The organism is Chryseobacterium sp. FG46, from assembly GCF_057809135.1.
Window position 1 is genome coordinate 61,229 of sequence record NZ_JBMDJJ010000012.1, and the last position, 26,137, is coordinate 87,365.

Consider the following 26,137-nt stretch of genomic DNA (forward strand, 5'->3'; position numbering starts at 1 on the left):
ATGGAAGATACGCTTTTTTACAACTATTCAGGAGCATCCGCTTTAGTTAAGAAAGGTGCTCTTGAAGAATTATTTCTCGCCAAGTACAGTGAGATACATAAAAACACTGATGCTCCCTGTTTTTTCTGGGGAAATGTTGGGCAGCCCTTTATTTTGGCCCGATGTCTGATCACGCTTTCCAATATTGTAAAATCCAGCTTTAACCTGTCTCCTTTTCAGATGGTACTTCTTAAAGATCCCATAGTGACGGCAGGAAATGAAAGATTAAGGTTGGAAGGTTTTTCTCATTGTGCGGGAGTGTATGCAAGAGTAGATGTGCTGCCAGAGGGATTGGATGGAGAGTTTCTTGAAAACGGAACAACGAATGTGGATTTCAATCAGCCTATGATAACTGCATTAGGAAGCATTCGTCCTAATGAAAAAATTATACTTTCTGTAGGACAAAAAGAAGTGGGCCTATACAAAGAGGAAAGTAAAATAACAGAAAGAAAAGTGCCTTTGCCTGTAAAATGGATCAAAGGACTGGGAACTGTTCAGGTGTATTTATCAGAATCAGAAAAGCTTCATACCTTCAATAAAATCCAGACACAGCAATTGTTTAGAGGAATGCCGAAAGGAGTGGTGAAGTCAGACTATTATTTAATTGTGAGAGGAAATAAACCTGTTTTCTCTCCGGTACAATCTGCGGATTCTGTTTGCATAGGAGGACTTCACAGGCTTCGTCTTTTAGAACCCCTTCTTCCTTATATTGATGGTATGCAGGTTTTTGCACATGTTAATATGCAGTCTACTACATGGCAACTCAGTATGGGAAATATCCGGTTTAGTTTTTCTTTATCGAGAGAATGCTGGAGAGGTTTTTCAGGTGAAGGAGCAGTGTTGGATAGTCTGATTTCAGATGTTCCTGATGAATGGATTGATGCATTGGATAAATATGCCTATGCCAATCAGTCTTTTAATCCCCGCAGACTTGCCTTGGAAGAGCATATCAGTTTTGATAAAGTTGAAAATATTACAGGCAGGTTTGCCGCAATGGGATTACTAGGTTATGATCTTAATGACAGAGAATTTTTCTATCGTAGACTTCCTTTTAAATTAAACCGTATTATTGGACTCAATCCTCGTATAAAAAATGCTCAGAAATTGATAGAGGACGGAAAAGTAGAAATCTTAAATAATAATAAAGAAAGAACAGAAGCCAGAGTAAAAGGAACCGGTGTACATCATATAGTAATCATTCAAGAAGAAAAAGAGCGTTGCACCTGCGAATGGTTCAGTAAATATCAGGGAGAAAGAGGTCCCTGTAAACATGTATTGGCGGTAAAAAGACTGGTTAATGTTTAAATAATGCTGATGCTCATTTTATCATTTTGTTGAGCAGCACAAAGGCGCAACATCTTGCGCCACTGTGTTGTATTAGTGTCTTATTAATTACCAGTCTGCTTCATCCATTCCTCATAGCTCAGTACTCCCAGTTCCGGTCTGCCTTCACCCTCCAGAATAGAAATAAACTCAAGCTGGTTTCCATCAGGATCATTAAAATAAATAGCCAGTGCAGGCATCCATGCAAATACCATAGGCTCTGTACTTCCGTTTTTCAGAAAATTGTAAGGTTTTAAATTCTTTTTTTCTAGAAACTCCACAGAATAATTCAAAATATCCTCCTTACTGCTGGAAAAAGCAAAATGTCTGGTCTGAAGATTTTCCTTTTGCTCCCATAATCCCAGCATAAATTCCTTTTCTTCTCCCACCCATAAAAAAGCAATAGGCCTGGTTTTATCCCTATGAGCTAGCTTTAGCCCTAATACTTCCGTATAAAACAGTATCGCATTTTCCAGATTGCTTACCTGAACATGGGTTTCATATATTCCTTTAATCATAGTTCAATTTTAATAAAAGCAAAGCTAGAAAACCTTTGCCGGAAAAAGTGGTATAGACGATTCCTTTCTTGAAAATGAATAATAGAAGGAGTTTATAATTAAGAATTAGATTCTTGTTGAATATCAATATTTTTTTAATGTTAATTCAATAGAGGTAGGCTTTAGAGCCAAAACTTAAAATCTGCTACAGTTATTCAATTATTATATCGAATTTAAATCTCCTTTCAATCACCTTTCAAAAATAAAAATTAAAAAAATCAAAGAAAAAATTACTACGCAAAAAGGTTGCGTAATATCGTTTTTACTTTGCATCAGAAATCAGAGAGGAAGTATTAATCCTTTCCATGTTTAACAATAAAAACAGTAACCATGAAATTTAATTTTTTAAGAAAAGAAAATAAAGTAGTACAGAACTATGAAGGTGCAAAAGCATATGCCATGACACCTGCAGAAGAGTTGTATAGTGCTGTTGTTACAACAGGACTGTCCGATGCCAATTATGAAAAAGGAAATGACAGATTGGTGAGAATCCAGTCTCTGATCAAAAAAAATGATCCTGAATTTGTGGCAAAACTGGCCGTATATGCTAGAAAAAATATGTACTTAAGATCCATTCCATTGGTTTTAACAACCGAATTGGCAAAGCGGACTTCCGGTACAGACCTTGTAAGCAAAACAGTAGACGGAGTCGTGCAGAGAGCAGATGAAATCACAGAATTGCTGGCATATTACCAGCTTGCCAACAAAAGATCAGATATCAAAAAACTGAACAAGCTTTCAAAGCAGATTCAGAAAGGTCTGGTGAAATCATTCAATAAATTTGATGAATACCAGTTTGCAAAATATAACAGAAAAGCGGAAGTAACCCTGAAAGACGCATTATTCCTGGTACACCCGAAAGCTAAAGATGAAAATCAGCAAACAGTTTTCAACAAAATTGCCAACAATACACTGGAAACACCTTATACCTGGGAAGTGGAGCTTTCCGTTCTGGGCCAAGCGAAATTTGCAGATGATGCAGAAAGAAAACTGGCTTTCAGAAACAAGTGGGAAGAATTGATCTTCAGCAACAAACTGGGTTATATGGCAACCATGAGAAACCTGAGGAATATCCTGGAAGCTGGAGTGTCTTCTGATGCCATGAAAAAAGTATGCGCCTATCTTTCCGATGAAAGAGCAGTATCCAATTCAAAACAGCTCCCATTCCGGTTTCTGGCGGCTTACAGAGAATTAAAAAATATCGATTCTCCTTATCTGTCCTCAGTATTGGAAGCATTGGAAAATGCTGTTGTAGTGAGTGCCAGAAATATCAAAGGTTTTGGTTTTGACACTTCAGTAGTGATCGCTGCGGATGTCTCGGGTTCTATGCAGAAAGCAGTTTCTGCCAAAAGTAAAATTTTACTCTATGATATCGGTTTGCTGATGTCTATGATCCTGCAGTCACAGTGTAAAAACGTGGTGACAGGTATCTTCGGCGACCGTTGGCTAAGAGTTCCTATGCCGAAAAATGGTATTTTGAGAAACGTAGATGCATTCTACAAGCGTGAAGGCGAAGTAGGATATTCTACCAATGGCTATCTGGTGATCGAAGACCTTATCAAAAGAAGAGAGCAGGTGGATAAAGTAATGCTTTTCACGGATACTCAGCTATGGGATAGCAGAGGAAACAGAAACTCCTTTGAAGACGTGTGGAAAAAGTACAAAGCCATCGTTCCTCATGCAAAGCTGTATATTTTTGACCTTGCTGGTTATGGTACACAGCCGCTTGATATCAGGAAGGATGATGTACACCTTATTGCAGGTTGGTCTGACAAAATTTTCGATGTACTGAATGCTTTGGAAGACAAAAAATCGGCAGTGAAAATGATTCAGAAAGTAGTGCTGTAACAGGCACTGCTTTTAAAATATAGAATAAAAACAATCAATATATTCAGGAGCTTAATCCCGCTTTTCACTCTATCTTTTTCGCCAAAGCCTTCTTCAAGCCCTTCAGAAAAAGGATGCCGTTGCAATCGGGGCTAGGAATAAAAAAATTCTAAATTAAGAATGGTGAATTCTTCTTGATCATGAAGTAATAGTTCTTTGTAAAATAGATCAGAATGTATATGAAAAATAATAATAAAAAGTTGAAATTTCCAGCGATGAGGACTATAAAAATATGACATAGGAAATGGAGGCGTTAAGAAAATAAGCTATACGAACGGTAAGAAAATTCTATTGTTTGAAGTGCGACACAGAAAGTGAAACGAAGAACTAATATAACATTTGCGCAAGTTTTAGAATTTTTAGAGAGTGCAGGTTGTTTTTAGCCGGAATTTCCAGGTCTTGAACTTTTGGTTCTTTTGGTTCTTTTGCTTCAAGGCAAAACGAACAAATAGGTAAATAAAAAATAAAACTGCTAAACAACAATGGGAAATTTATTGTACAGAATTGAACAGGATCTTAAAGAAGGCAGAAAGAAAAAGGCATGCGACAGATTGAGAAATATGATCAATCAGTTTCCTGATGATCTTTCCCTCAGAAAAAAGTTAGGATATATTTACTTTGAAGCAGGATTTCTTGATGAAGCAGGTAAATTCTGGATTCTGTCTGCACCGGAGAATAATGAAATGGAAAATGCAGTAGAGATTTACATAAAGTCTTTAAGCAATTCAGGAAATGCCATTTTAAAAGACATTGTTTTCAGAGGAGATAAAAATCTGCTTGATGAATATGCGTTGAAAGTAATCACTGAACTTGAACAGAATAGTCTTACAATCACAAAACAGATTCCTGTTTTCAAAACCAAAACAAGAGAGAAAGGAAACTATTCAGAAAATAAAACAGATTTTTTAAGTAAAATCGGAATCTTTTTATTGATCGGATTCATTATTTTACTTCCGATTTTAGGTGTTTTAAAACTTTTTGAAATGATTTCATCATTATTTTCTTATTAAAAATAAAACTGCGTAAAAAGATTGCGTACTTACAATATAATTTTGCAGTGTTAATATTACTGGTGCCGTTAGAAAGACTTACTTCGATTCCAAACTGACAAAGTCTTTCACCAGATTGCCCGGTAGCTAACCAATGCCGTTCATAAGAGTTTCATCGTCAACTTTCAATTGAACATTAACTACTCTTATGATTCATTGCTTGGTTTTTAATAAAAAATAACTGCGTAAAAAGAATGCGCAGTAAGAATATAATTTGTAGAAAGAAAACTAGTAACCATGAATAATTATAAACCAGATCTAAAAGAAGCACTGTATTGAGGTTAATACTCAATACTTATGAAAAAAGCTAAAGCGTTAAGAAAGAAATTCGGATTCAATGAATATGAATTGATTAACTTCCCAAAGAAAATTTCCGGTGTACAGATTTCCAGAATCTTATATGGAAATGAAATGGGTTGTTCGCGATGTTTTCCACACGGTTTTGAAGTGGTGAATGCAACGTATAAAAAGTTCCAGCGATGCTGGAAGAAATACAGAAAAACCCAATGGAAAAATTAAAATCAGGTGTCGTTTTGGAATCATACTTCGAGTCCCCCGTCAGATGCAGGTTCAATTCCTGCCATTCCTGTTGTAAACGGAATGTAGCTCAAATGGCAGAGTAGATGGTATAGAAAAGATTCAGCCGCTTTTACCCTGATGCTATAAAAGAGTGCCGTAGAGAAGGCTTACTTCGGTATAATATTGGTTCGACTCCATAACAGATCATGAAAATGATCTTGTAAAAGTCTTTTCGAATCTAGCCTCTTTTATTTAAATCACATCACTGAAAAAAAGTAATAAAAGTCGAAATTTCCAGCGATGAGAACTATGGAAATATGACATAGGAAATGGAGGCGTTAAGAAAATAAACTATACGAACGGTAAGAAAATTCTATTGTTTGAAGCGCGACACAGAAAGTGAAGCGAAGAACTAAAATAACATTCGCGCAAGTTTTAGAATTTTTAGAGAGTGTAGGTTATTTTTAGCCGGAGTTTCCAGGTCTTGAATTTTTGGTTCTTTTGCTTCAAGGCAAAACGAACAAATAGGTAAATAAAAATTTACACTACGTAAATAGATTGCGCAGTATCAATATAATTTTGTAAAAAGAAAACTAATAACTAAAAATAAAAATCAAGTGTCGTCTTAGAATCATACTTCGAGATTGAGTAAACATTGGGTCGCAGGTTCGAATCCTGCCTTCTCCCCCGAAAAGGAGAGGTAGCTCAGCAGGTAGAGCAAATGCATGGAAGATTCTGAAAAATATTACCTTGATTTGTAAAAGAGTGCCGTAGAAAAATGTTACTTCGCTCATCACGACGGGGTCACGGGTTCGAGTCCCGTCTCTTCCACAATAAAAAACACAGTCTATATAGGAAGAGTAGCTCAGCTGGTTAGAGCACGACTGCATTATTCGTTTTTTGCCTTGTTTTTACAATATACAAGAAGTCGGAAGTGGGACGTTGAAAGATCTTTGTATATAATTTTCTATAAAGTCAGATAGATCATCAGGCTTTAATCCCTTTCTTCTGCCCACTTCCAGCTTCTTTATATTCCATTTTGAAGTGTCGTCAGGAAAAATTCATCGTAACACAATTATGGGAGGAATAGCGAAGCCGGTCACTCCGGCAAGGTTATCCGGTTCGACTCCGGCCAATGGTTAGCCCGGTTTTTTCCTTACTATTACCTTTAAAAAAATGCAGGTAGATTATTGACCGGCAATTTTCATTGTATCATCAAGCTCTTTTTCAAACATTGCTTTCCATTTGGAAAGCGTTGTTCTGCTTATTTTATATTTTCTTGACATATAACTCGTGGAATGACCATGCTTTTTTTGATACTGAAGCAGTTTCAGCATAGTCTGCCTGTCATAGGTTTTGAGTTTTTGATTTTCTCTGGATTGCTTGAACAGCTTTTCATTGAACTTAAGTACATCATCACTGGTGTGAAGCTTTTCAAGAAGTTCTTTGATTTTCGGATCTTTCAGCCTTTCAGGATATTCCATCTTTAGCATATCCTGATAAATTCTTTTGTAATTTGGGCGCATGTCTTATCTGTTTATCAGTTTGCATTATTGCTCTTCTGAAGCCATCTGTGAAGCGTACTTTTCGGAATAGAATATTCTTTAATCACTTCACTTTGGGTCATCTCACCGGAAAGAATTCTTTTCATGATAAAGTCTTTGATTTCCTGAGTGTAAATATTTTTCCTGAAATAAGGTGTTTTTTCGGACTTCTGCTGGTTTTTGTTAATGGCGGAAGGAGGGGCGTATAAAATCAAATGTGAGCTGTAAAGTCTGAAAAAATCATATTCCAGTAATTTGCTCCATCTTAAAAGAAGATCCGTATCCATTGATTTACTGTCATACATCATTTCAACAGTCTCTTCATCTTTACTTAAAAATTTGCATATCCTCTCTACTGTAATTTCATTTTCATCAACTCTTTCCTTTATAAATTTCCCAATATGGATTTCTTTATATAACATTTTTACTGAATATTGTTCTTTTGTTTAAACTTATATATAAAAAAACGAGAATAGGTGTTGTATATATTATGCTTTGCAGGGAATAATTCGCAAAAATTTGAAATTGATGAACAATAAAAACAATGATTTAAGAATACTAAAATAGGTTTTTATAAGACTACTATTTATCTTATAAAAGTGGATATGTATTTTGCTAAATATCTTAATAACAGGCGGGTAGGAATCACCTTAATGTACTTGCAATATATTCTTTATTTTCAATGGTTTTCTCTTCTTCTCTTTCAAACTTCTTTTCCTGCCATTTGTGTCAAATAATATATAACCTATTAAGGTTTTATGCAATTCTATGAGTTCAAGCTGCAGATAAACTGATAAACAGCTTTTTACACATTGAATTTTAAATTAGTACCGAATAATTGCTTATTCTTTTTCAAATGTAGACAAAAATAAGAAGTAAAAAGAATCATAAATATAAAAATTATACATTATATGTTGATTTTAATTAAAATTAACATATTATAAGAGCTGATGTGGGAATTATTTAAATGGTGGATTTGTTTCTCAAAAAATGATAAAAAAGAAAAAATTGTATACCATCGGTACAGTCCATACCTTTGCCTATCAATGAAAAATACTATAAGCTTATTCGATTTTTCGAAAAAAATCAATTATAAAAATGAATTGCTGGCTGGCTTTACTGTAGCGATGACGATGATTCCTGAATCTCTTTCATTTGCTATCCTGACCGGTCTGTCTCCTCTTACAGGGCTTTATGCAGCTTTTATGATGGGATTGGTAACAGCTGTTTTAGGAGGACGTCCGGGGATGGTCTCCGGTGGAGCAGGGGCAACTATCGTTGTGCTGATTGCTTTAATACAATCTCATGGGATAGAATATCTTTTTGCCACCGTAGCACTTGCCGGAATCCTTCAGATGATGGTAGGAGTCTTTAAACTGGGCAAATTTGTAAGGCTGATTCCACAACCCGTTATGTACGGATTCCTGAACGGTTTGGCCATTATTATTTTCATGGCACAGGTAGAGCAGTTCAAAATCACGGATAGTAATGATGGGGTAAGCTGGCTGCAGGGAATGCCTTTGTATATCATGGCAGGCTTAACGGCTCTTACAATCGTAATTGTTTATTTTTTTCCGAAAATCACAAAAGTTGTCCCAGCCTCTCTTGTGGCAATTATAGTTGTCTTTGCAATTGTTCTCGGATTTAATATTCCGACAAAAACGGTAGCGGATATCGCTCATATCAGTGGAAATCTTCCCAATTTTCATATCCCGCAGATTCCTTTTTCGCTGGAAACTTTACAGATTATTTTCCCTTATGCTTTAATTATGGCCGGAGTAGGTCTTATTGAATCCCTTCTGACATTATCGATGGTAGATGAGATTACCAATACAAAAGGAAATGCAAATAAAGAATCCGTAGCTCAGGGGCTGGCTAATATTACCAATGGTTTCTTTGGTGGAATGGGTGGATGTGCAATGGTAGCGCAAACGCTGGTGAATCTTAACGCCGGTTCCAGAGCCAGATTATCCGGGATTATAGCATCATTATTAATTTTAATCATTATTCTGTGTGGAGCACCAGTCATAGAGAAAATTCCTATGGCAGCTTTGGTAGGAGTGATGATGATGGTGGCTATCAGTACTTTTCAGTGGGTATCGATCAGGATTGTGAATAAAATGCCGAAGTCTGATATCTTCGTCGGAGTTACTGTGGCATTGGTTACGGTGATTTTACATAACCTGGCTTTAGCAGTCTTGATTGGAGTGATCATTTCAGCATTGGTTTTTGCCTGGGATAATGCTAAAAGAATCAGAGCCAGAAAATATGAGGATGAAAATGGAGTGAAGTATTACGAAATATACGGACCTTTATTTTTCGGTTCAGTGACAGCGTTTACAGATAAATTTGATCCTATGAATGATCCTGATCAGGTGGTGGTTGATTTTAAAGAAAGCCGTATTGTAGATATGAGTGCCATTGATGCTCTGGACAAATTATCCAAACGGTATAGGCAATATCATAAAACCTTACACCTGCGTCATCTCAGCGAAGACTGCCGGAAAATACTTAAAAATGCAGAAGCCGTAGTCGAAATTAATATCCTTGAAGATCCTACCTATAAGGTAATGCTGGAAAAATAGGGAAGAAGGAAATGGGTGAATTTTGCTTCGCAAGTGAATGGTGAATTTTTGTAGTTTAGAAAAAATTGACAAGCGCAGCGAATTGACGATTGACTTTTAACTATAAAAACTCCTCATAACCAGACAAGGACTGTAAGAAAAAATCTACAGTCCTTGCTTGGTTAGGTGATCAATGTGTTGGCAATAAAATCAGGCACTAAAGCATAGTGTGATAATTTCATGCTGATAGAAGCGCGTCCGCTAGTCAGTGTTCTCAGGTCAGAGATGTACCCGAAAGTGGAAGCTAAAGGAACTTCTGCTGCAAAAATTTTTCTTCCTGATCTTTCATCAATAGAAGTGATCATTCCTCTTCTTCTGTTAATATCCGCAGTGACAGCACCTGTGTATTCCTCTATACTTTGGATCTCTACCTGCATGACAGGTTCCATCAGTTTAGGACCACATCCTTTTGCTGCCGTTTTGAATCCTTCTCTTGCAACAATTTCGAAATCAAATGCTGCAGAATCCTGAGCATGGAAAGAGCCGTCAAGAAGAGTGACTTTCATGTTTTCCAGAGGATATCCGTTCAAAGGTCCGTGTTCCATAGCTTCTCTGAAACCTTTTTCAACGGAAGGAATGAATTCAGTCGGAATAACTCCTCCTTTGATCAGGTTAACAAACTCCAATCCGTGTTCATGGTCATTTCCTGGTCCGATTTCAAAAGTAATATCAGCAAACTGACCGCTTCCTCCGTTTTGTTTGGAAAGCTTTTCTCTGTGAACTTTAGTTTCCGTTAAGATCTCACGATAAGAAACTTTAGGTTTTCCCTGATTGATTTCAATACCATGATTCAGACGGATTTTTTCCAAAGTGACTTCAAGATGAAGTTCACCCAATCCACTCAATAAAGTTTCCCCGGTCTGCGGATCTCTTTCAACCACTAAAGAAGGATCTTCTTCCTGAATTTTTGCCAGCACCAAACCGAAAGATTTCTCATCACCATTGGTTTTTGGCTCGATAGCAACTCTGATCACAGGAGTCGGAATTGTGATGGCTTCCAGTAATACCGGCTTGTGTACAGAAGATAAAGAATCTCCGGTTTTGGCATCTTTTATTCCTGTTAAGGCAACAATATCTCCAGCTTTAGCTTCTTCAAGAGATAACGTTTTGTCCGACTGCATTTGTAAAATCCTGGAAATCCTGAAACTTTCACCCGTTCTTACATTCAGTATCGTATCTCCGGATTGTATCCTTCCGGAATACATACGAAGCATAGCCAGTCTTCCCATATGTTTGTCAATCAATACTTTGAAAACAAGTCCTGAAAAAGCAGCAGATTCATTTCTTTCCAATGTTACTGTTTCTTCTGTTTGAGGATCTCTTCCCTGAAGGTCAGCGAGTTGATCCGGAGCAGGCAGATAAGTGACCACAGCATCAAGAAGAGGCTGGATTCCCTTATTCTTAAAAGCAGAGCCACATAAAACAGGTACGGCAGATCCTGATTTGCAGACACTTTGTATAGCTTCCGAGAGCATTTCAAGAGTGACTTTTTGTTCTGTATCCATAAAAATCTCAAAGAACATCTCATCATATTCTGCAAGAGTTTCCATTAGCTTCATTCTGTATTCATCAGCTTCAGCAATATAATGGTCGGGAATTTCCTTTTCCACAATGGTTTCTCCGTTTTCATCATTCCAGTATAACGCTTTCATTTTAACAAGATCGATTACTCCTTCAAAATGGTTTTCAGCGCCAATCGGAATCTGAAGGGCAAGAGGAACAGCATTCAGTTTGGTTTTTATCTCATGAAGAACCGCAAAGAAGTCTGCCCCAATTCTGTCCATTTTATTGATGAAACAGATTTTGGATGTTCCGTGTTTTTCAGCCTGGAACCAGACATTTTCAGTCTGTGGCTGAACTCCTGAAGAAGCACAGAAAACAGCGACTACACTATCTAAAACTCTTAATGAACGTTCCACTTCCACAGCAAAATCAATGTGGCCTGGTGTATCAATAATGTTGATGTTATACACTTTATCGTCTTTTTTCCATTGGGTAGAAACTGCAGCGGATGAAATGGTAATGCCTCTGTTTCTTTCCTGTATGTCTTTATCCATGGTGGTATTTCCGTCATCTACATTACCAATTTTATGAATAAGCCCGGTGTAATACAGAAGCCTTTCTGATAACGTTGTTTTTCCTGCGTCTACGTGTGCTATGATCCCTATATTTCGTGTGTTATATTTCATTTTGTTTGATTTAAATTGTTGATTTTTAGATCTGTATTTAGAAAAGGTTCTGAAAAAAATGAACGCAAAATACACTCCGGTCTTATAAAGCCGGTAAAAAAAATGTATTCTGTATCAAAGTGAAATTTTCAGAGATCTTAACAAATAACAGAAGTTTTTTGAATTGTTAAAGTCTGAAATCAGGGCAGCAAAAAAGACCTATCCGAATAGACAGGTCTTTAATATATTTTTGGGTATAAAAGATCTATAGAACTATTCAGATAAATATTCAGTGCTGCCAAAGAACACAGCTCTGACAGGATTGCTTAAGGTTATAATATTTATCATTTTTGTTGACATTGTTGATTTTTAATCGGTTGCGAAATTATAATTTTTTTTTGATTTTCAAAGAATTTTTTCAACTATTTTTTTGTGTGCGGATAGTAAACACTTCGTAAATCACCTTCCGTGTGACTGTCAAATTTCAGGAATTTCATAAAAATATCTTAAAACAGATAACGGACGTAATGCTTTTATGATAAATATTTTATCTTTGGGAAGAATAGTATTATAGACACTTTTTGCTGATAAAAAAATTGCATCTTTTTCAAAAAGCTAAATAAAAACTTTTAACTTAAAACCTATTGAAAACAGATATCGACATCCATAACCACCGTCATTTTTCCTTTGACCTGTGGCTCACTTTAATCAAATCTCATCCTGAATTTAAAACAAAAAGAGTTGAGCTGTTCTCCTCATTTTTTAATGTAGATAAACCGATAGAACAGGTTACGAAAACCGTAAAATATTACGATGATCTTTGCAATACTATTAATGAAGTGACGGGAGGAAATATAGACACTTTTGAGATCTATTTGATGATTCTCGGTTCGCTGGATGTAGATGTGAAACAGTTGAATAAAGAAAATCTCAATATGTTTTACAACAAAAGTGAAGAACTGTTCCTGGAATACAGGCCGATGGTGATTTTTGAGAATATTCACAATTTTTTTGAAGATATCAAAAATCAGGGTAAGACCATTAATATTCTGAGTAATACAGGCTTTATCAAAGGAAAAACAATGAGGAAATTTCTGATTCATGAAAACCTGGATCAGTATATAGACTTCCATATCTATTCTGATGAAATCAACTGTTCCAAACCAAATCCGCTTATTTTTCAGGAAGTGAAGAATAAGATCAAAGATCAGGATTTGCCGCTGCACCAGATCCTGCACATCGGAGATAATCCCGTAGCAGATTATCAGGGAGCAAAGAACTTTGGTTTCAGTGCGCATTTACTTAAACACTAACAATAAACATGAATACAAGATACAGCTTACACCACATTCATTCGGCGGATGAGTTTACTTTCTCCCCTGCGGAATACAGTTATTTTAAATATGGCGATAAGTCGTATGCTGAAAAATTTGCAAGAGAATTATTCGACGGATTTATTTCGGAAAATGAAGAACTCTTAAATACGGATAAAGAAATTGTTGTACTTCCAAGTCCGTACATGGCGATTCCTACAGCATCCAATTTTTTATGTTTTTACTTTAAAAAACATCTTGATTTTTATTTGTTTCAAAAAGGAAAAAAGTCAAGCATTTTATCTAAAATCAATCGTAATCATACTTACATCACAGATTACGGGAATCTTAATTTTGAAGACCGAAAAAATCTGATCGCCAATGATACTTATTATATCGATAAGGATTTTTTGAGAGGAAAACTTTGTATTTTTATAGACGATATCAAAATCACGGGAAGTCATGAATATACAGTCAATAGAATCCTGGACGAATATAGCGTGGAGGCTGACTTTATGTTTCTGTATTATGCAGAGCTGATGAATTTTGACCTTGACCCGAAAATTGAAAACTTTTTCAATTACTATGCTGTAAAAAATGTAAATCATGTTGCAGAAGTGATGAATAAAGAAAGCTTTCAGTTCAATACAAGGATTGTAAAATATATTTTAGGGTTGGATTCAGGTAATTTTGATTATCTTACGTCTAAAGTAAAAAAGAAACAGATGGACCTGCTTTTGGAGCTGGCGATCAGTAACAACTATCATTTAATAAAAGAATACGAAAACAATATCAATACTTTAACACAAACGGAATTATATTATGGCTATTAACTTACAAAAAGGACAAAGAGAAAACATTAACGCACCTAAATTTACTGTAGGTTTAGGATGGGATATCAATAATACTTCTACAGGAACAGCTTTCGACCTTGATGCTTCTTTATTTTTGCTTGGGGACGATAAAAAATTAGTTTCAGATAATCACTTTATTTTCTATAACAACCTTGAATCTCCGGACAAATCTGTAATTCATACAGGAGATAACCTTACAGGAGAAGGATCAGGTGATGATGAGCAGATCAAAATTGATCTTACAAAGATTGATGATGCTATCAAAGAAATTACAGTAGTAGTAACCATTCACGAAGCTGATTCGAGAAAACAAAACTTTGGACAGGTAAGAAATTCTTTCATCAGAATTTTCAATACAGATACGAATGAAGAGATCTTAAAATATGAATTAGACGAAGATTTCTCCATCGAAACCGCTGTAGAATTCGGAAGAATCTACAACAGAAACGGAGAATGGAAATTTGAGGCTGTAGGGGCAGGACAGAGAGACGGCCTTGAGAAATTTGTATCAATTTATCAGAAGTAATTATGGACAATCAGGAAAATCAACCCATAGATCCGCTAGGATCAATAGAACCTCTTAAAACCTTTGAACCGACTCCAATGGTTCCTCCAACTCCGGCTCAGCCTGTTCAGAATGCAGCGCCGGCAGTTCTTGTGGATAGAGAAGGAAATGTAAACCTTACTCAGCTGCAGTCAGAAGAACGTCAGAAATATGAAGTTCTTGCGAACTCTATTGACGAAGCCAACCCAGGTTCTATCGTGAATTTCGGGGCGGAACTTCAGAAAACATTAACCAATCAGAGTGACAGCTTCTTAGGAAATGTAAGAAGATCCAACTCCGGAGAAGTAGGAGGACTTATCAATGATCTTTTGGTAGAGCTTAATTATGTAGATGTAGAGGAGCTTCACGGAAATAAAGTAAAAAGCTTCCTGAGTAAATTACCATTCATGAAGAAGGTGATGACTCAGGTGGAAAATCTTTTTGCAAAATATGATAAGATCATCAATAATATCGAGCAGATCTCTTATAAAGTAAATGCAGGAATCATCACCTCTACAAAAGATAACGCTGTACTTCAGACTATTTTTGAGAGCAATGTGAATTCTATCAAACAGATTGAAGATCTTGTGATTGCAGGAAATATCAGAATGGAAAGAGCTGCCGTAGAGCTTGCTCAAATGGAAGCTGCTCCTCAGAATTTTCAGGATTATCAGATTGCGGATAAGAGAGATTTCATTGCAAGATTAGACAGAAGAATGGCTGATCTTAAAGTGGTGCGTGTAATTATGATGCAGTCGCTTCCGCAGATCAGACTGGTACAGAATAATAACGTTTCTATTGCTGAAAAAGCACAGACGATTCTTACCACCACACTTCCTGTATGGAAAAATCAGCTTTCATTGGCTGTAGCCATGTACAGACAGCAGCAGAATATTGAAATTCAGCAGAAAGTCTCTTCCACTACAGAAGAAATTTTAAGAAAGAATGCTGAACGTCTTGGCCAGAATTCAGTGAATGTTGCCAGAGCAAACGAACAGACTATTGTGTCTGTAGAAACATTGAGAGAAACAACATCAATGCTGATCAATACATTGAATGAAGTGAAACAAATCCAGAAACAGGGAGCAGATAACAGAAGAAAGCTGGATCAGGATCTTCAGACATTGGAGCATGAACTTAAAGCGAATGTCAGAGGTTAATTTATAGGATACTAAGGTGGGGGATGATGCAGCAACCATATTGTCGCAAAGCAAAAGAAGGTTAACAAAGCTTAAGCTTCTCGCTAATTTTTTTGAACATATTGACATCATATCAATTTACATCAAAACTGATATTATCCACAATCTGTTCCAGGAAAATACGGCTTTGGATTACAATAAACTGGAACTTTTCCACCTGCAGTATACGGACAGCCTCATAGAACTTCTGACTAAAATTAAAAAGCAGAAGGAAAATGACATGCTGGCGGTCATCAATGAAATTAACATCAACAGTAAATATATTTCAGGTTTTGAAGAAAGGCGCGTAGACAGTTTTGAGACCGACAGGAAAATATACAGCGGAGTATTTTCAAAGCATCTGAAAATGGTATATAAAGACCTTACGGAAGATAGCTTTACAGCCAATTGGGAAAATGTACTGTACTTTCATAAAAAATATGCTCAGGAATTTTACAGAACGGAAGCAGATGAAACGCTCCTGAAATCTGATTCTTTCCCTGCTTATCAGTATAAAGATTATTCCATTGAAAGAAAGCTTTTAGGAAGACTTAATATACAAGGATTTAAAGTCCGTTTCGTATGTGGCTATCTTGTTGGAATCCGTGATTATGAACTTTTTAAAATCTTTCAGTCTGATGATCATTTTATTTTCAGTGTAAACGAAAAGAAATTGTATCTTTTTGACAAAGAAATGGATAAACTGGATATTTCTGAAAATCAGTCTAACCAAAGTTCTATTATTGATCAGCTGAGAAACAAAAATGAACAGCTGGAACACAGCATGAACGAAAGAAAGCGTACGTTACCGGCAGAAGTAGAAGCAGTTTTAAAAGATTATATCAAAAACCTGGAAAATATGGATATTATGAGCAAAATATTTGACTTCGACGAAGAAACCAATATCTTGCGGGCAATGCTTAATCTGAATTTGAATAATAACTAAACGAAATTTGTAAAGCAAAGAAGATTCGCTTTTTTGCAGAAAAGTAAATAACAACTAAAGATAAAAAGATGGCTATCAACTTACAAAAAGGTCAGAGAATCAACCTTAAAAAAGAAAATGGAGCTGAGCTTTCCCAGGCTTGCGTAGGAATTAACTGGGGAGCAATTGAAAAGAAAGGTTTTTTTGGAACTAAAAAAGAAGCAGTAGACTTAGATGGAAGCTGTATTTTATATGATTCAAATAAAAACGTTACAGAAGTAATCTATTTCGGAAATCTTAAATCCAGAAACGGATCTGTAAGACACAGTGGAGACGATCTTACCGGTGACGTAAACGGAGATGACGGATTGGATAACGAAGTGATCACTGTAGATTTCAGCCAGCTGGAACCCAATGTAGAGCATGTGGCAATGGTTCTGAACAGCTACAGAGGTCAGGATTTCGGAACCATTCCTTTTGCTTCTATCCGTATTTATGAAGGAACTCCTACCAATGTGAGAGAAGTTTTTGCAAAATATGATATTGCGAATGATGCTTCTTTCAGCGGACACGTAGCAATGGTAATGGGTGTTTTCTACAAGAGAAACGGAGAATGGAAATTCAACGCAATCGGAGATCCTACAGCAGATAAAAAGCTGGAGCAGACGATCCAAACGGTACAAATGAATTATCTATAATCAATTGTAAATCAAAAGGTAAATAAATTAGCAATAGTTGTACTCTGTACATCTGTTGCTTTTATCATATAATAACATAACTCAAAGTGGAACATCAAAGTATTTTAGAACTGCACCCTGGTCTGGTGTGGGGATTTGCAGTAACGGTCGTTATCATGCTGCTCCTGGACTTAGGGGTATTTAACAAAAAAAGTCATGAAGTATCTTCCAAAGAAGCTACAATCTGGTCCATCGTATGGATCTCGCTTTCAATGGTTTTTTCAGGAGTGGTTTATTGGGTATTCAATACCGATGGAAGCCCTGAAAGCCACGCTTTGGCAGTAGAGAAATTTACACAGTATCAGGCTGCCTATTGGATTGAAAAAGCCTTGTCTGTGGATAACTTATTTGTATTTATTCTGGTTTTCGGCTTCTTTAAAGTTCCGAAATTTCTTCATCACAAAGTCCTTTTCTGGGGAATCATTGGAGCATTGATCTTCAGGGCTATATTCATCTTTGCAGGAGTAGGGTTAATTAACCTGACTTACCTTCCTGAAATGAATATCTTTGGTGAAGCGGTTAAAATCAACGTTGTGATGACCTTATTCGGATTATTCCTTGTCTATGCAGGAATCAAATCCTGGGGCGACGGTGATGATGATGATGACGAAGACTATAGCAATACGGCAGGAGCAAAACTGATCAAGAGTTTCTGGAAAGTTTCCGATAACTATGATGGTGATAAGTTCTTCACCATCCAGAACGGAATCAAAATGGCAACTCCTCTTTTAGTAGTAGTGGGTGTTATCGAGTTTACGGACGTTCTTTTTGCTGTAGACTCCATCCCAGCGATCTTTGCAATTTCAAATGACCCGTTCATCCTTTATACATCAAATATCTTTGCTATTTTAGGATTAAGATCATTATATTTCCTGTTGGCCAATTTTATTCACATGTTCAGCAAGCTTCCATACGGATTGGCAATTATCCTGTCTTTCATTGGAGTTAAAATGCTTATTGCTCCATGGATTCATATTCCGTCCCCGATTTCTTTGGGAATCGTAGGCGGTGTATTGGTGATCTCTGTTCTTTTATCCGTTATCTTCCCTGAAAAAGAAGAAGAGAAGAAAGAAGAACTGGAAGAATAATCATATTTAAAATAAACTGAAAGCCTCTGGAATTTATTTCCGGAGGCTTTTTTATTTGTATTTTCCAATCTTACTCCCCCAAAAATATTTTAAAAATAAAACAGACAGACTGGTCTGTATGTTGTTTTTTTTCCTACATTTGTTCCAGAAAAGAAAAGCATATGAAATCTCCAAGAGAAAGAATTGTAGAAACAACCTTTGAATTGTTTGCAAAACAAGGGTATAATTCTACAGGGATCAACCAGATTATTTCCGAAGCTGAAGTTGCCAAGGCAAGCTTTTATCAGCATTTTAAATCCAAAGAAGATCTGTGTGTAGAATTTCTGAGGGTGAGACATGAATATTGGTTTGGTGAACTCAATATTTTTTTAGCCAAAGAAAAAGAGTCAAAATCTAAAATCATCAAAGCTTTTGATTTTTTAGTTTATATGAATGAAAAGGAAAATTTCCGGGGATGCAGCTTCCTGAATATTCTATCGGAAATTCCAATGGATAATACTAAAATACTGAGCGTTATTCAGTCTCATAAATCAGATCTGAGAAACCTTTTTTTAGAATTGCTTAATAATGAGGAACTTTCTGATCATATCTATCTGCTTTTTGAAAGCAGTATTATAGAAAGCCAGCTTTTTAAATCCAATGAACTCATTGAAAAGTCAAAAAAAATAATTACCAATTTAATACAATAAGTTATGGAACAAAAACATCCGCTTCCGCCTTTCACTCTTGAAACGGCACTGGAAAAAATTCAACTGGCAGAAGATGCCTGGAACAGTCAGGATCCTGAAAAGGTTTCTAAAGCATATACCATCAACAGTGAATGGAGAAACAGGGATGCCTTCGTGAATGGAAGAGAAGAAATAGTAGTATTCCTTCAGAAGAAATGGGAAAAAGAACTGAATTATAAGCTTAAAAAAGAATATTGGGCACATACTGATAACCGTATTGCAGTTCGTTTTGAATATGAATATCAGACCAAGGATGGAAACTGGTTCAGAGCCTATGGAAATGAAAACTGGGAGTTTGATGAAAACGGTCTGATGGCGAAAAGATATGCAAGCATCAATGATCTGGCTATCCAAGAAAAAGACCGGAAATTATAAATAAAAGACTGTTATAATGACAGTCTTTTATTTATAATTTATCATTATTCTATGCTTATTTCCCATGCAGCAGCTTATTAATCTTTCTTCTGGTTTGCAAAGAAATTTTATAAGCTTCATCCCTCAGTTTCTGTATTTTTCCTACAGGCTGGAAGAATATTTTACTTTCAAAAGGATTGAATGAAAGAAGTTCATTCGTACAATTACGGGAGTCCAATAAGGAATCTTTATTGATTCTTACCTCACCAATTTTAATAAAAGGAGAGTTTTTCCATTCAACATTCAGTTTGTTGATAGGCTGATCTTTCAGATCATAACAGATCTGTATCAAAACATCTGCTGCAAAATCATTTGTCTGAAGATAGTTTTTTAACGAATCTTTGACCTTTTGCTTTCTGCCAATATTTTTATCTACAGACTTTGGGCATAATTTTATTTTGATAATCTGGTCTCCCAGACGGTAAGCGCCTACAGAATAATAATCAAACGACAGCATAAAATCATTTCTCTTTCCAATAAGCTTTAGCATGTTGCGGAACATATCCCCATTGAACAAAGAAGGAATCATTTTAACTATCTGAATAAACATAGGGAATAAACTTCTCCATTGTTTCATATAGATACGGTTAATTGCTGTAAAAAGCTTCAGAAAAGCAGAAACAGACTGAATTGGGAATAAAGGAAAATTGACCAACGGATAATTGGCAAGCAATACTCCGTTTTCATCCTTGATCTGCACAGCAAAGCCATAGGCCGGAATATCTTTTTTTGAATTTTTGATTTTCAGCTGAGCATTAGAAAAACGTATGGTCAAATCAAATTTTTCCTTATCAAAATAGGGTTGCAATGACTCAGGAATATCAGGTTCTATCCAGAAAGTACCTTTTGCTACCGCATAGGTTTTGGCATGGGCATTCCTGGTAGCATAATTGACATCACTGATAGAAGAAGACTGCTCAACAAAATCTGCTATTGTTTTTTTATTGATTTCCAGAAGCTTTTTTTCCTCCTCATTGAGTTCATCAAACTTCTTATTATATTTTAATGGATTTGGCATTTAGTTTTTAAAATTCAATTATAACGCCAAGTTTTGGAATCTGTGTTAAATAAGTATTACAATTATTTGAATTTTGTTGAAAATATCTTTGAAAATAAGAAATGTAAGATAATATGATTAATGAATATTGAATAATATGCTGTTTAACTTGTTGATTTTTAGTGTTTAGTTTTTTTAATAAGAATGTTTTAAGAACATTTCGTTTAGAAGGGAAATGCTTTGGAGTTTTAAACTTCCCTCACCAAGCTTCCATCTTGCAACCCTAAAAAGCCTTATCTTTGTAAAAAATTATAATATGGGAGTAGCAGATATGTTATTTAAACGTAAAAAAGAATTAGCAGAAAAGAACCTGAAAGACGGTAAAGAATATATGGAAGAGTATGGTAAAAGAGAAAGCGTTGTGCAGTTACCAAGCGGCTTGCAATATGAAATCATTACAGAAGGAGACGGTGCCAAACCAGGTCCTAAATCTACTGTTAAATGCCATTATCATGGAACTACCATTTCCGGAAAAGTATTCGACAGCTCTGTAAAAAGAGGTACACCTGCATCTTTCCCTTTAAACAGAGTGATTTCCGGATGGACGGAGGCGCTTCAGCTAATGTCTGTTGGAAGCAAATGGAGACTGATTATTCCTCCGCATTTAGCGTATGGAGATCAGGAGATCAGCAAAGAAATCGGACCCAACAGTACTCTTGTTTTCGAAGTTGAATTGCTGGATATTAAATAATACTACTTAAAAATAGATTAAAATTTACCTGATTTCAGGTAAATTTTTTTATTTGTACTATATTCGTATTGATAATTGTAAAGGTGAAGAAAATTATGAATCAGGTACAATTCATCAATCCTGCACAAAAAACGACTGAATGAAAAAACTTTTTTATCTTTTGATTGTTTTCGGGCTTCTTACATCCTGTGTTTCCAGGAAGAATCAGGCTATTCAGCAGAATATTCTCACACTGAAAGACAGCTACTGCAAAGCTCCGTTCAAATATAACTACAGCAATAAGCTTCCTTCTTACAATGCTGATTCTATTTTGGCAGCCAATAAAGAATTAAAAGAAGTTTTTTCCGATCAGAGTATCCTGATATTAAATGCACTGGATAATTTAGATGAAGTTCATAAAATTATTGATCTTAAAAAAGACTCATCCCTTGCTTCCCAAATTAAAGTTTTACAGTTAAAGACAAAAATAAATAGTAAAATAACGATTGCTCTTACAGAATTGGATGCGGTAGCTGCAGAGTTTGACTGTGAAGGAGAAAGAGTGGCACAGATAGGAAACTATGTGGATAACCTGAATTCGTCAAGAAATAATAAACTTATTTTATATTCAATCGTTGCAGGAGCAGCAGCTTCCATCGCAGGAGGAATTGTACAAGATCAGGGCTGGAGTAATGCTATCGATATAGGCGGAGGGGTGCTGGGAGCTGGTTTTGGTTTGGCAACCCTTAATCCTAAAGGAAAAAAAGTGGAGTTTATCCATCAGAGAAATCTTTTAAGAGATATATGGAGAGAAAAATTAGAATCTCCCAATTTTCCGCCTTTTATATGGTATATGTATACTGAGAAAAAGTTTTCCAACAAAGAAGAGCATTCCATTATTGGAAATATGAAAATGAGATGGCTGCATTATCAGTTTGATGACAGTAAGGAGACAGCGGATAAGTCTGTGATCTTCAGTGATGGCGGGTTTTACAGGGCTGATGATCTTCATAACCGCGCTGCTATGCTCAACCAGATGCAGTCGGCAACCCGTACCATTAATCAGAACATCAATTATCTGTTGCTGGATCTGGATAAATTAATCCTTTAAGAAAAATTTAACTGTAATAAATTTTGTTACATTTAAAAAATGTGTATCTTTGCCCTGTAATTACAATGAACAATACAAGATTTGCTACGGCAGTACATATTATGACACTATTGGCGAAAAGTCCTCAGGAGTGGCTTACTTCTGACTGGATGGCCGGCAGTATCAATGTAAATCCGGTGATTATCCGAAAAGAGATCAGCGTATTGAGAGAAGCTGGTCTGATTATCAGCAGACAAGGGAAAGAAGGAGGAAGCCAGCTTGCAAAGAATGCTGAAATGATCACTATTTCTGAGATCTATAAAGCAGTAAAAAATACCGAAGTATTAGGCAAAAAAAATCAGAATCCCAATCCGGCATGCAGTGTCGGAAAGGAGATCAACAATCATTTAAATACATTATTTGAAGAAACGGATCAATTGGTGGTAAACTTTTTAGGAGACAAGTCATTACAAAAATTCACAGACCAGTTTGAATAAAATTTTTTACCCTTAAATGTAACAAAATTTATTACAATTTAATTAAAAATAAAACATTATGAAAAAAGTAGCAGTAATCGGTGCAACAGGATTTGTAGGAGCACACGTAGTATCAGAATTAGCAGACAGAGGATATGCGGTGGATGCATTGGTAAGAGATGCGTCAAAAGTAAAAACACAGGAAAATGTAACCGCAAAAAGTGTTGATGTAAACAATGTAGATGAATTAGCTGAAGCATTGAAAGGAAGTGATGCGGTAATCAGCACATTCAATGCAGGATGGACGAATCCTAATCTTTACAACGATTTTTTAAATGGTTCAGAGAACATTGAAAAAGCAGTAGAACAGTCAGGAGTAAAAAGACTGATTGTAGTAGGTGGAGCAGGCAGCCTTTATACTCCGGATAATGTACAAATTGTAGATACGCCAGATTTTCCTGAAGCTTACAAACCAGGTGCAACAGCAGCAAGAGACTATTTAAACAAAATCAAAGAAAATAATACTCTGGATTGGACATTCTTCAGCCCTGCTATCGAAATGAACCAGACCAACGTAGGAGAAAGAACAGGAAAATACAGAACATCACTGGAAACTCCTGTATTTGATGACAACGGAAGAAGCCGTCTGTCTGTAGAAGATGTAGCGGTAGTTCTGGTAGATGAATTAGAGCAGAACAACCATATCCGTGAACGTTTTACAGCTGCTTACTAACATAAAAGAAAAGAGATGATACAAAAAAAATTATGGTCGTTATTAGCACTGTTGGGATTTATCAGCATATTCGCGGGAAATCTCAAAGTAAAAGTATATAATCCGGGAACCAAAGCTATATTTCCCATTACGTCTACCATTATTTATGGAGATAAAGATGCCATACTTGTGGATGCTCAGTTTCAGAAACAATATGCAGAACAGCTCGTTAAAGAAATAAAAGCAACAGGAAAAAACCTGAAAACAGTCTTCATTTCTCACAGTGATCCTGATTTTTATTTTGGATTGGATGTGATTAAAAAAGCTTTTCCTGATGCAAAAATTATTTCAACAGCACAGACCGCTTACCTTATATCAGCATCAAAAGATGATAAAATGGGAGTGTGGAAACCCCAGTTGAAAGCAGATGCGCCATCAGAAATTATAGTTCCTGAAGCAGCTGTTTCAATTCCTGATCTAGAAGGAAATAAAATTGAAATCAGACAAAATCCGGAAGATCCGGCACATAGCTTTCTTTGGATTCCTTCCATTAAAACCATTGTCGGTGGGATTTCAGTTTCGGTAGGGTCTCATCTTTGGATGGCAGATACTCAGAATGTTAAAGCAATCGATCAGTGGATAGAGCAGATTGATGCTATGAAAGGTTTGAAACGGGAAAAAGTTATTCCTTCTCATTTTGCAGAACTTTCCACATCACCACAATCTCTTGATTTTGTAAAAAGCTATCTGGAAAATTATAAACAGGCAGTTACTGAAAACAAAACTTCATCTGCTATTGTAGATTTCATGGTTAAAAAATACCCTGATCTGCCAGGAAAGGAAGAACTTGAAATGGGAGTAAAGGTTTATCTTAAAGAAATGGACTGGAATCTTAAATCACCATATCCGGCAATCGGGCATAAAGTGGAAGTGGATTTTGGAGCAGTAAAATTCATCCTGGATTTTAAAGATAACAAAACCATGACATTCACAGGAACAGCCGGAAGTTCAAAAAACAGTACAGACACTGTGGAATATACCGCTGTAGAAGTGGCAAAAAATATTTTTATGGTCTATTGGCATGAGCCACACCTTGGTTTCAATGTAACCCATATTCAGGATTATAATAAAAATATCATCTATTCGAATATTGCAGGTCCGGACGGTACATTTACCCATCCAAAAGGAACGCTTAAAATCTTAAAATAAAAAGACAGCTGCCAATGCAGCTGTCTTTTTTGTATCATAATAGTTAACAATAAAATATCACCAAAGCTCATCAAATCAGCTTGCTGATTCTAACTTTGCCTCCTTAGCCTCAAAAGAAAGCAAATTAAAAACTTTGCGTTAAAATAACTTTTCACAGATTTCACGATCTGGCAGCATGAGAATTATTCGTGATGCTTGTGCATCTATTTGTGCTCTTTTGTGTTTAAAAAAAATTATGAACTCCATTTTGAAGCCAAAAAACGGCCTCATGAGATACCGTTTTCTTTTATAGATTCATAAACAATTTCGGGTTAATCGGAGTATTGTTTTTGTGTACTTCATAATGAAGATGAGGACCTGTGGAACGCCCGGAATTTCCGGATTTGGCAATTACCTGGCCTACTTTCACTTTATCGTTCACCTTAGCAACCAGTTCAGATAAATGTCCGTATAGTGTGGCCAGTCCGTTTCCGTGAGAAACAATTACACAGTTTCCATAGCCTCCTTTTTGTCCGGAGAAAATGACTGTTCCGGCAGCGGCGGCTCTTACATCAGAACCATAGGCAACAGCAATATCCAGTCCTTTATGAAACTGCATCTGATCAGCTTCAGCAGGTGGATTGTTTTTTTCAGCAACAGCAGTTTTAGTTGAAGGAGCTCCGGAAGCAGCTTTTGTTGTCGTTGCAGGAGCAGAAGTTGCAGCTACAGGAGCCGCTTTTGGGGTAACCATCACTTTTACCTCTCTTTTATTTCCATAGCTGTCTGTAAGTTCTATAATTTTCTCAACAGGTTCAGCTTTTACTTCTGGCTTAGCTGCCGCTACTACTGTTGGTTTTGCCTCTGTTGCGGCACTTGATCTTACCGAAGCAAAAACAGTTTTGAACGGAATAGGATTTTTTCTTATCCCGAAATTAGATGAAATATATCCGTCAGTAGGCATTCCTAATGGAACCTGCATCAGTTTTTTCTGAAGATCCATCAGATATTGGCTGTATCGGTTAGCCTGCCTGGAAAGATAAATAGAATTTGAAATACTGTCCTGATTGAGCATCATTAGTTTTTCATTAGTGATGTCTTTGGCCTTCAGGAAGGAGTTGAGTTGAGCAACGGTCTGATCTACAAGAGTAAGATCACTTTTCATTTTTAAATAATCTACACTGTCTTTTTCAGTGTTTATTTTTACAAGGTTCACTTCGTAGGTTTTGTCGTCTCTTTCAGAAAAGAGCTTCGCAATGAATACACCTTGTGCAAAAACTACTAGTAAAAGTCCTCCCAGGAGAATGTTTACGTTCTTCTTGCTGCTTAGAAATTTTTTCATATTTCTTCTCTTAGTAAGTTAAAACGGTTTTGAAGATGCAAATTTAAGTAAAAATAAGTTTTGTGAGTTATTTTTATTTAAAATTCAGTTTTTTCTGTATTTAACGGCTAATTA

Annotated in this window: 25 protein-coding genes; 19 read left to right on the forward strand and 6 right to left on the reverse strand. The window is 36.1% G+C overall.

From position 1 onward, the window contains the following. Positions 1–1,344: an SWIM zinc finger family protein gene (locus tag ACODR7_RS10905; RefSeq protein WP_488839034.1), complete on the forward strand. Its 1,344-nt coding sequence runs from the start codon at positions 1–3 to the stop codon at positions 1,342–1,344. Between the two features lie 83 nt (positions 1,345–1,427). Here ACODR7_RS10905 and ACODR7_RS10910 read toward each other — a convergent pair whose 3' ends face one another. Continuing rightward, complete coding sequence (locus ACODR7_RS10910) at positions 1,428–1,880, reverse strand: VOC family protein (RefSeq protein ID WP_076596643.1); 453 nt, start codon at positions 1,878–1,880, stop codon at positions 1,428–1,430. Positions 1,881–2,249: 369 nt separating this feature from the next. On the opposite strand from ACODR7_RS10910, the gene ACODR7_RS10915 reads away from it, so the two are divergent. From ACODR7_RS10915 to ACODR7_RS10925, 3 genes are all read left to right on the forward strand, one after another. Then, the gene (locus tag ACODR7_RS10915; RefSeq protein ID WP_488839035.1) at positions 2,250–3,767 is read left to right on the forward strand and encodes a TROVE domain-containing protein; all 1,518 of its coding nucleotides are present in this window, start codon (positions 2,250–2,252) and stop codon (positions 3,765–3,767) included. Between the two features lie 521 nt (positions 3,768–4,288). Further along, the gene (locus tag ACODR7_RS10920; RefSeq protein WP_488839036.1) at positions 4,289–4,816 is read left to right on the forward strand and encodes a DUF6584 family protein; all 528 of its coding nucleotides are present in this window, start codon (positions 4,289–4,291) and stop codon (positions 4,814–4,816) included. A gap of 336 nt (positions 4,817–5,152) precedes the next feature. After that, entirely contained in the window at positions 5,153–5,374 is a 222-nt protein-coding gene (locus tag ACODR7_RS10925; RefSeq protein ID WP_488839037.1) for a phosphate ABC transporter substrate-binding protein, read from the forward strand. A gap of 1,187 nt (positions 5,375–6,561) precedes the next feature. Here the strand turns inward: ACODR7_RS10925 and ACODR7_RS10930 are convergent. Together ACODR7_RS10930 and ACODR7_RS10935 are read right to left on the reverse strand one after the other, a co-directional pair. Then, positions 6,562–6,900 (reverse strand): helix-turn-helix domain-containing protein, encoded by a 339-nt coding sequence (locus tag ACODR7_RS10930; RefSeq protein WP_488839038.1) that lies wholly within the window; start codon positions 6,898–6,900, stop codon positions 6,562–6,564. A gap of 14 nt (positions 6,901–6,914) precedes the next feature. Beyond that, a complete protein-coding gene (locus ACODR7_RS10935; RefSeq protein WP_488839039.1) occupies positions 6,915–7,340 on the reverse strand; it encodes a helix-turn-helix domain-containing protein in 426 nt (141 codons plus the stop codon). A gap of 624 nt (positions 7,341–7,964) precedes the next feature. Here ACODR7_RS10935 and ACODR7_RS10940 point away from each other — a divergent pair. Then, positions 7,965–9,503 (forward strand): SulP family inorganic anion transporter, encoded by a 1,539-nt coding sequence (locus ACODR7_RS10940; protein ID WP_488839040.1) that lies wholly within the window; start codon positions 7,965–7,967, stop codon positions 9,501–9,503. A gap of 161 nt (positions 9,504–9,664) precedes the next feature. Here the strand turns inward: ACODR7_RS10940 and fusA are convergent, their stop codons facing one another. Beyond that, positions 9,665–11,731, reverse strand: a complete 2,067-nt coding sequence (fusA, locus tag ACODR7_RS10945) for an elongation factor G (RefSeq protein WP_488839041.1) — start codon at positions 11,729–11,731, stop codon at positions 9,665–9,667. Between the two features lie 623 nt (positions 11,732–12,354). On the opposite strand from fusA, the gene ACODR7_RS10950 reads away from it, so the two are divergent. The 9 genes from ACODR7_RS10950 (at position 12,355) to ACODR7_RS10990 (ending at position 19,452) form a co-directional block, all read left to right on the forward strand. After that, complete coding sequence (locus tag ACODR7_RS10950) at positions 12,355–13,023, forward strand: HAD family hydrolase (protein ID WP_488839042.1); 669 nt, start codon at positions 12,355–12,357, stop codon at positions 13,021–13,023. Positions 13,024–13,031: 8 nt separating this feature from the next. After that, positions 13,032–13,856, forward strand: a complete 825-nt coding sequence (locus tag ACODR7_RS10955; RefSeq protein ID WP_488839043.1) for a phosphoribosyltransferase family protein — start codon at positions 13,032–13,034, stop codon at positions 13,854–13,856. Beyond that, positions 13,846–14,403, forward strand: a complete 558-nt coding sequence (locus tag ACODR7_RS10960) for a TerD family protein (protein WP_047428250.1) — start codon at positions 13,846–13,848, stop codon at positions 14,401–14,403. The genes ACODR7_RS10955 and ACODR7_RS10960 overlap by 11 nt, the downstream gene beginning before the upstream one ends. Positions 14,404–14,405: 2 nt before the next feature. Further along, positions 14,406–15,581: a toxic anion resistance protein gene (locus tag ACODR7_RS10965; protein ID WP_181416165.1), complete on the forward strand. Its 1,176-nt coding sequence runs from the start codon at positions 14,406–14,408 to the stop codon at positions 15,579–15,581. Between the two features lie 166 nt (positions 15,582–15,747). Then, the gene (locus ACODR7_RS10970) at positions 15,748–16,545 is read left to right on the forward strand and encodes a hypothetical protein (protein ID WP_488839044.1); all 798 of its coding nucleotides are present in this window, start codon (positions 15,748–15,750) and stop codon (positions 16,543–16,545) included. Positions 16,546–16,613: 68 nt separating this feature from the next. Further along, a complete protein-coding gene (locus ACODR7_RS10975; RefSeq protein ID WP_076596653.1) occupies positions 16,614–17,222 on the forward strand; it encodes a TerD family protein in 609 nt (202 codons plus the stop codon). An 86-nt stretch (positions 17,223–17,308) separates the two neighbouring features. Then, on the forward strand, positions 17,309–18,349 hold the full coding sequence (locus ACODR7_RS10980) for a TerC/Alx family metal homeostasis membrane protein (protein ID WP_488839045.1): 1,041 nt from the start codon (positions 17,309–17,311) through the stop codon (positions 18,347–18,349). A 161-nt stretch (positions 18,350–18,510) separates the two neighbouring features. Next, positions 18,511–19,038, forward strand: coding sequence for a TetR/AcrR family transcriptional regulator (locus ACODR7_RS10985; RefSeq protein ID WP_488839046.1), 528 nt, complete (start codon positions 18,511–18,513; stop codon positions 19,036–19,038). Between the two features lie 3 nt (positions 19,039–19,041). Further along, the gene (locus ACODR7_RS10990; RefSeq protein WP_488839047.1) at positions 19,042–19,452 is read left to right on the forward strand and encodes a DUF1348 family protein; all 411 of its coding nucleotides are present in this window, start codon (positions 19,042–19,044) and stop codon (positions 19,450–19,452) included. A 55-nt stretch (positions 19,453–19,507) separates the two neighbouring features. Here ACODR7_RS10990 and ACODR7_RS10995 read toward each other — a convergent pair whose 3' ends face one another. Then, complete coding sequence (locus ACODR7_RS10995) at positions 19,508–20,509, reverse strand: catalase family protein (RefSeq protein WP_488839048.1); 1,002 nt, start codon at positions 20,507–20,509, stop codon at positions 19,508–19,510. Between the two features lie 295 nt (positions 20,510–20,804). Between ACODR7_RS10995 and bamJ the strand changes: the two genes are divergently transcribed. The 5 genes from bamJ (at position 20,805) to ACODR7_RS11020 (ending at position 24,705) form a co-directional block, all read left to right on the forward strand. Continuing rightward, positions 20,805–21,239 carry a BamJ family beta-barrel-assembly machinery protein gene (gene bamJ, locus ACODR7_RS11000; protein WP_229047129.1) on the forward strand — a complete coding sequence of 145 codons (435 nt, stop codon included), beginning with the start codon at positions 20,805–20,807 and terminating at the stop codon, positions 21,237–21,239. A 139-nt stretch (positions 21,240–21,378) separates the two neighbouring features. After that, positions 21,379–22,329: a hypothetical protein gene (locus tag ACODR7_RS11005; RefSeq protein WP_110368264.1), complete on the forward strand. Its 951-nt coding sequence runs from the start codon at positions 21,379–21,381 to the stop codon at positions 22,327–22,329. 65 nt (positions 22,330–22,394) lie between these two features. Next, positions 22,395–22,805, forward strand: coding sequence for an Rrf2 family transcriptional regulator (locus tag ACODR7_RS11010; RefSeq protein ID WP_047428234.1), 411 nt, complete (start codon positions 22,395–22,397; stop codon positions 22,803–22,805). 58 nt (positions 22,806–22,863) lie between these two features. Further along, positions 22,864–23,517 carry an NAD(P)-dependent oxidoreductase gene (locus tag ACODR7_RS11015; protein WP_488839049.1) on the forward strand — a complete coding sequence of 218 codons (654 nt, stop codon included), beginning with the start codon at positions 22,864–22,866 and terminating at the stop codon, positions 23,515–23,517. Positions 23,518–23,532: 15 nt separating this feature from the next. Beyond that, entirely contained in the window at positions 23,533–24,705 is a 1,173-nt protein-coding gene (locus ACODR7_RS11020) for a MoaF-related domain-containing protein (RefSeq protein ID WP_488839050.1), read from the forward strand. A 286-nt stretch (positions 24,706–24,991) separates the two neighbouring features. Here ACODR7_RS11020 and ACODR7_RS11025 read toward each other — a convergent pair whose 3' ends face one another. Beyond that, on the reverse strand, positions 24,992–26,023 hold the full coding sequence (locus ACODR7_RS11025; RefSeq protein ID WP_488839051.1) for a M23 family metallopeptidase: 1,032 nt from the start codon (positions 26,021–26,023) through the stop codon (positions 24,992–24,994). Between the last annotated feature and the right edge of the window lie 114 nt (positions 26,024–26,137).

What these genes read in the sequence shown, in the direction of transcription:
- ACODR7_RS11020 (WP_488839050.1), top strand. Translation starts at nt 23,533, where the DNA reads ATGATACAAAAAAAATTATGGTCGTTATTAGCACTGTTGGGATTTATC.
- ACODR7_RS10935 (WP_488839039.1), bottom strand. Translation starts at nt 7,340, where the DNA reads ATGTTATATAAAGAAATCCATATTGGGAAATTTATAAAGGAAAGAGTT.
- ACODR7_RS10925 (WP_488839037.1), top strand. Translation starts at nt 5,153, where the DNA reads ATGAAAAAAGCTAAAGCGTTAAGAAAGAAATTCGGATTCAATGAATAT.
- ACODR7_RS10940 (WP_488839040.1), top strand. Translation starts at nt 7,965, where the DNA reads ATGAAAAATACTATAAGCTTATTCGATTTTTCGAAAAAAATCAATTAT.
- ACODR7_RS10905 (WP_488839034.1), top strand. Translation starts at nt 1, where the DNA reads ATGGAAGATACGCTTTTTTACAACTATTCAGGAGCATCCGCTTTAGTT.
- ACODR7_RS11015 (WP_488839049.1), top strand. Translation starts at nt 22,864, where the DNA reads ATGAAAAAAGTAGCAGTAATCGGTGCAACAGGATTTGTAGGAGCACAC.
- ACODR7_RS10995 (WP_488839048.1), bottom strand. Translation starts at nt 20,509, where the DNA reads ATGCCAAATCCATTAAAATATAATAAGAAGTTTGATGAACTCAATGAG.
- ACODR7_RS10955 (WP_488839043.1), top strand. Translation starts at nt 13,032, where the DNA reads ATGAATACAAGATACAGCTTACACCACATTCATTCGGCGGATGAGTTT.
- ACODR7_RS10915 (WP_488839035.1), top strand. Translation starts at nt 2,250, where the DNA reads ATGAAATTTAATTTTTTAAGAAAAGAAAATAAAGTAGTACAGAACTAT.
- ACODR7_RS10975 (WP_076596653.1), top strand. Translation starts at nt 16,614, where the DNA reads ATGGCTATCAACTTACAAAAAGGTCAGAGAATCAACCTTAAAAAAGAA.
- ACODR7_RS10930 (WP_488839038.1), bottom strand. Translation starts at nt 6,900, where the DNA reads ATGCGCCCAAATTACAAAAGAATTTATCAGGATATGCTAAAGATGGAA.
- ACODR7_RS10990 (WP_488839047.1), top strand. Translation starts at nt 19,042, where the DNA reads ATGGAACAAAAACATCCGCTTCCGCCTTTCACTCTTGAAACGGCACTG.
- ACODR7_RS11010 (WP_047428234.1), top strand. Translation starts at nt 22,395, where the DNA reads ATGAACAATACAAGATTTGCTACGGCAGTACATATTATGACACTATTG.
- bamJ (WP_229047129.1), top strand. Translation starts at nt 20,805, where the DNA reads ATGGGAGTAGCAGATATGTTATTTAAACGTAAAAAAGAATTAGCAGAA.
- ACODR7_RS10920 (WP_488839036.1), top strand. Translation starts at nt 4,289, where the DNA reads ATGGGAAATTTATTGTACAGAATTGAACAGGATCTTAAAGAAGGCAGA.
- ACODR7_RS10910 (WP_076596643.1), bottom strand. Translation starts at nt 1,880, where the DNA reads ATGATTAAAGGAATATATGAAACCCATGTTCAGGTAAGCAATCTGGAA.
- ACODR7_RS10985 (WP_488839046.1), top strand. Translation starts at nt 18,511, where the DNA reads ATGAAATCTCCAAGAGAAAGAATTGTAGAAACAACCTTTGAATTGTTT.
- ACODR7_RS11025 (WP_488839051.1), bottom strand. Translation starts at nt 26,023, where the DNA reads ATGAAAAAATTTCTAAGCAGCAAGAAGAACGTAAACATTCTCCTGGGA.
- ACODR7_RS10965 (WP_181416165.1), top strand. Translation starts at nt 14,406, where the DNA reads ATGGACAATCAGGAAAATCAACCCATAGATCCGCTAGGATCAATAGAA.
- ACODR7_RS11005 (WP_110368264.1), top strand. Translation starts at nt 21,379, where the DNA reads ATGAAAAAACTTTTTTATCTTTTGATTGTTTTCGGGCTTCTTACATCC.
- fusA (WP_488839041.1), bottom strand. Translation starts at nt 11,731, where the DNA reads ATGAAATATAACACACGAAATATAGGGATCATAGCACACGTAGACGCA.
- ACODR7_RS10960 (WP_047428250.1), top strand. Translation starts at nt 13,846, where the DNA reads ATGGCTATTAACTTACAAAAAGGACAAAGAGAAAACATTAACGCACCT.